This window comes from Candidatus Komeilibacteria bacterium CG_4_10_14_0_2_um_filter_37_10 (assembly GCA_002793075.1).
Classification (GTDB): domain Bacteria; phylum Patescibacteriota; class Patescibacteriia; order UBA1558; family UBA1558; genus UM-FILTER-37-10.
This window is the reverse complement of record PFPO01000008.1, coordinates 1-5287: the sequence shown is the minus strand read 5'-3', so window position 1 is coordinate 5287 and position 5287 is coordinate 1. Positions and strand designations below refer to the sequence as shown.

General features: G+C 42.5%; 1 protein-coding gene. It reads right to left on the bottom strand.

Annotated features, from left to right (window positions below; translation table 11 throughout):
* Window positions 1–135: 135 nt before the first annotated feature.
* Window positions 136–5259, bottom strand: coding sequence for a hypothetical protein (locus COX77_00350; GenBank protein ID PIZ99833.1), 5124 nt, complete (start codon window positions 5257–5259; stop codon window positions 136–138).
* Window positions 5260–5287: the final 28 nt, after the last annotated feature.

Below are 5287 nucleotides of genomic sequence, written 5' to 3'. Positions count from 1 at the left end.
TCGCTTGTCCAGCTTTTCGCGAAAGGCTGGACGGGGGGCGGGATCGGAGTGACAAATGGGTAGTGGCTTAGCTACTGGATACCAGGACATCGGGGAACCGGAAAATCGGGTTAAGGGGGGGTGACAGGCGATGACTTAATAACGGGCGCCACTGCCCTGATTCATCGCTGCTTTTATCTGATCAGCTGTTAAGGCGTAATTGTAAATACGGACATCATCCATCTTGCCATTCATATTTGATGATCCGTCAGGAAATGCCTTGATGCCCAAAGCACCAACACTACTATAATTAATTGTTGCTGCCACCGAGGTACTACTAATTAAACGACCATCTAAATAAATCTTGGCTGTCTGACCATCATAAGAACAGGCAATATGATACCAGCGACTGGTAGTAACATTAACCAAGCCAGTATCTACATAATTCGTACTATAACCAAAGCGACAAAAAACAGTATCTGACGGGGTGTCAGCTCTCATTAAATAACCATAATTATAATCAGTAATGGTAGCATTTTGTTTCGATATCAACCAGACATCGGAAATCGCATTGAAATATACCCATGAAGCCATAGTGACATTAGCTGGTTCTAATACTGTGGTATCAGCAACCGTGGCGTAACCTGTATCTAAGCAATTGCCATACTTACAGGAGCTGCTCCAGGTAGAGCCAGTGGCCAAAGTTGCATTATTACCATTAGCGGAAAAATCACGGCCAGTTAAACCAGATCCCTCGTCCAGCGCCCAATAGCCAACCGGCTCACCACGATTGTAGTCGTAAGCGACTTGCGCTGGGGTTCGAACATAGTCATATACTTTAACATCATCAATAGATCCGGGCCAAGCCGAGGTGCCAAAAGCATTACCAATAAAAAAAGTACCTACTGATGGTAATACGAACGCTGCACCACTGCCAGATACTAAAATTCCATTGAGGTAAAGTTTAGGTGTATTAGTGGCATTATCAAATGTTGCTTCCAGATGATACCATTGACCAGTTGTATAAATTGCCGATGTTAAACCAACGCCATAGTTAGTACCAGCTTTTTTGACTTCCCAAACAAAACTGTTATAGCCAGAACCACCATAGGCTGCCAGTGTATAACCATTAGTAGCATCTTGGGCATAGGTGATAACGCGTGGATTAATTGAAGGCATAGAACTTAACTTCACCCAAGTAGAAATACTAAAACTGGTAGTACCAATATTGACCGCGGAAAATGATGAGGTGATTTGATCGTCATAGGCATCGTATTTAACTGCACTACCTAGTTTGCCAACAGTCCAAGTGGCACCATTGGCTAGTGTACCAGTGTAGCCATTACCGCTAGAGTCAACGGCCGTGGTGCCGGTATTATCATCCAGCTTCCACCAAGCTATTGGCGCATTACCAGTATCACCGGCTTCGGTACCACCACCGGTTCTGGTTGCACCACCTTGATTGTAATCTTTTTTAATATCATCAAGAGTCAAGGCATAATTGTAAAATTTAACTTCATCAATATCGCCCCAATAATTTTCTGAATTCCAACCAGAGGCGCCAAATCTTAAATCGCTATACGGAGAGTCCAGTTGCTGATAAGCAGCCGAACCCTTTTCTACGCCATTGATAAATATTTTATTATAGGTTCCGTTAGCGGAGAAAACAACGTGATTCCATTGATTGGCAGTGATGCCGGTGGCACTAACAATACTAGTAAAAACCCCACCAACATATCCTTCCAAACCTGCCCCAGTGCTACTAATAGACACTCTGGGCTTATGTCCATTGGCTTGCAAAAAAACAGCAGTGCCGGGTGAACCAGCAACTGGCTTGACCCAAGTACTGACCGACCAATTGGTGCTGGCAAAAATATTGATGTTCACACTATAAGGTATAACAACGTATTCACCGGCGGCATCGGAGCTATTAAAATTCAAAGCTTTACCAAACTTGCCAGAGGTCCAAGTGGGAGTACCAACAAATGAGGTAGCGTGATTGCTATTGTAACCTGAGTCTTTGGGCGTTGATCCTTGACCTTCATCAAATCGCCAATAAGCTACTGGTCCGGCAGTGCCAGTGTTCATATCTTCCTGAATTTGTTTGACAGTACGGACGTAATTATAAATTTTGACATCATCAACATAACCATTGGTACAATAAAGTGCTTGAATGCACCCTATTTGTAAATTAGAACTACTCCCATCATCATAATAAGTATTTGCATCGCTACTATTTAATACTCCGTCAACATAAAGTTTTGCACCGCTAGTACCCCAAATAGCATAAATATAATGCCAATTATTATCATTAATAGCGTTAGTGGACTGAATACTAATGCTACTACCAGCATTATTCCTAATCCAAAAAACAATTTTTTGATTTGTGCTATTCTGAAATACTGATAATGTTGGCGTACCCGTTTGCTGACCAATAATATATCCATTTTCTGTTGCTGTTTCTAAACTCTTAAACCAAAAACCAATACTACCGTTTACCAATCTAAAATTATGACCAGTGTTAATATAATCATTATTACCGTCCAATTTTACACTCTGTCCTAACTTACCTCCCGACCATAATGGACCACTAGTCAGTGTACCTGAATAGCCACTACCTGACGAATCATTGGCGGTGATACCGGTATTATCATCCAGTTTCCAGTAACCAACAGGACCCGGTGCCCATTCATATAATTTGGCAACTTCGGCGGCGGTGAGAGTACGGTTATAAACGCGCACTTCATCAATGGTACCAGGAAATGTTTTACTACCACCACCCTGAGCACCAATCAATGATCCGGAACCAGTAGTACCGCTATTAGTATAAGTAGCGCTACCTATTAACTGGCCATTTAAATAGCCGTACAATCTACTCTCATCCCAAGTTAAAGTTAAATGGTACCAAGTGGCTAACGGTGCGGAAGATAATAAAGTAACAGTACCAGAGGGATTACCTCGGGCAACATGAAAATTACTACCATCATACTGTATATAAAAACGATTCGTACCAGTACCAACAGACTGAAAAACATATCTATTGGCGCCTGTTGCTGTGGGGTAAGCCCAGGCTGATATCGTGCCTTTGGCTCCCAAAATCATACTATCAACACCGGATACTGTAAGATAATCATCGTTGGTACTACTGCCATCAAAACTACCACCCTTACCAAACTTACCAACAGCACCACCGGTTGGGCCAGTTGATGCTGGGCAAGATGTACCAGTATTGCTATTACCAGACGAATCTAAAACAGTGGCCGTAGAACAGTCGTTAGTCCAACTACTCTCATCCATCTTCCAATAGCCAACCAAGCCATCAGATAACCATCTTTGATTATTAGCACCCATGGCAACAGTAGCACCCGACTCCGAGCTGACACCAGCTTTGGTCGTGGTATAGTCTTGCTTAATTTGAGCGATAGTACGAGCGTAGTTGTAAATTCTAATATCATCAATAAAACCATGAACAAAAAATGTGTCTGGTGTATCTAACCCACCAATCAGTAAGTAATAATCACTGTCCATAACATTACCGGTCAATGACCCGGGGGTGGCATCAGCTGCCACTGTGTCCACATATATCTGCACTTGGCTACCATCATAAACACCAACCAGATGATACCACTTGTTTAATTCTAGATCATTGGTTGCTAATGCCGCGCCAGTAGTACCACTAGCATTGGCTACTACAAAGTATGGCTTCAAGCCATCTAAATATAATTGGTAAGAAAACCAAGCTGGCGTACCACCATTTTGTCTTTTGTAAATAATTTGCTGACGGGTTTTGCTCTCTACTGTTTTGATCCAAACACTAACAGTCAAAGCTGACATCCCGCCCAAGACAGCATGATCAGGTACTTGAATTGACTGAAAAGTAGAACCGCCATCGTTCATGAAAATACATTTACCGGTAATACACTGATCCTCGGTCGCCCAGCTGGCTTGGCTCTGTAAAGCGCCATTCAAACTAGAAACAGAAGTGGCATTATAAGCTGTAGTGCCATAGCCTTCATCAAAACGCCAGTGGGCAATAGGCGCAGCACCTTTTTCTTCGTTGGCTGGGGCACCGGCGCTTATGGCCGAAGTAAAAGATTTAATGCCTTTGGCATACCACTCACGACCGCTATAGCCTTCAGAGTCAGTATAATTATCTGGTGCCGCCCAACAAATCCACGTACAACGATCTTTGTTTTTATTAGTGTAACCACTACCAGCATACCAAAAATGACCCAATTCACCCGGGTGCGAAGTTAATAAATTTTCTACACCCTGCCCGCAAGTATTAGTATAGGTTCCTGTCTGGGCAGCTAAATAGCCACGGCCATCAGTTGTCGAAACATAACGATAAGTGGTACTGCCATAATTAGTAGAACCGTCCCGGACAGTAACAGCGCCGGGCATGACCTGACAACCTGCAGACTTGCCATCAAAATAAATATCTGTACCCCAATCAACATTGCTCGCTAAATCGGAAACATACCATTTGGTGCTGGTAATAGCGTTAGTGGCGTCATATTTTTTAAAATAAGACAACCAATCAATGCCATCGGCCGTCCAAAAACTACTATAGGCATTAGCATTACGACCATCTATTCTTTCATTATTTAAAATAGATAAAACATTATTATTAGGCGTTGAGCCAGCCAAAACCTGTGCTGGAGAATAACCGCCGTTGCCAACATATTTATAAACCAAAGTCCAACCACCGCCATCAGTCGTCATATCGCAATAAACCTGATAAGCGTCAGCTACTGCATCGCCGGTTGGGTCAATATAATAAATACCGTCGTTGTTTTGACCACTGGTTTTGATGGTACTGCAAGACAGTCCCGGAAATTCAGTGGTGCCGGTAATGGTTTTACCAGCGGTGGCCGATAGATTGCCATAATAAAAATAAATAGTAACGCCCGTTGTTGGTACGCTAGGTAATAAAACCCAAACATCAACACTGGCGGCGGTATTATCCTCAATCCAGTATTCAAGTAAAGCACCAGTGTTGGCCGTAAAACGAAGATCGTCCAAGTCAGCCTGCATCTTGCCAGCGGTAATTAAGGCGCTGGCGTCAAAATTGGATAAAACTTTTACTTGGGTATTGGTTTGGGCTGAGCTAGAATTAGTTAAGGTAATTGTTTGCCGATAGTACCAGTCATCGTTATACCATGCAGCGGCACTTTCTGGCTTACGAATAAGATAAATAATGCCACCGACGACAATAATAGCCGTAGTGATAATACTGATAATGTAATAAATATTCTTTTTATTGATCTTGATTTCCATTTTAGCAATAAATGTAATAAGACATAGA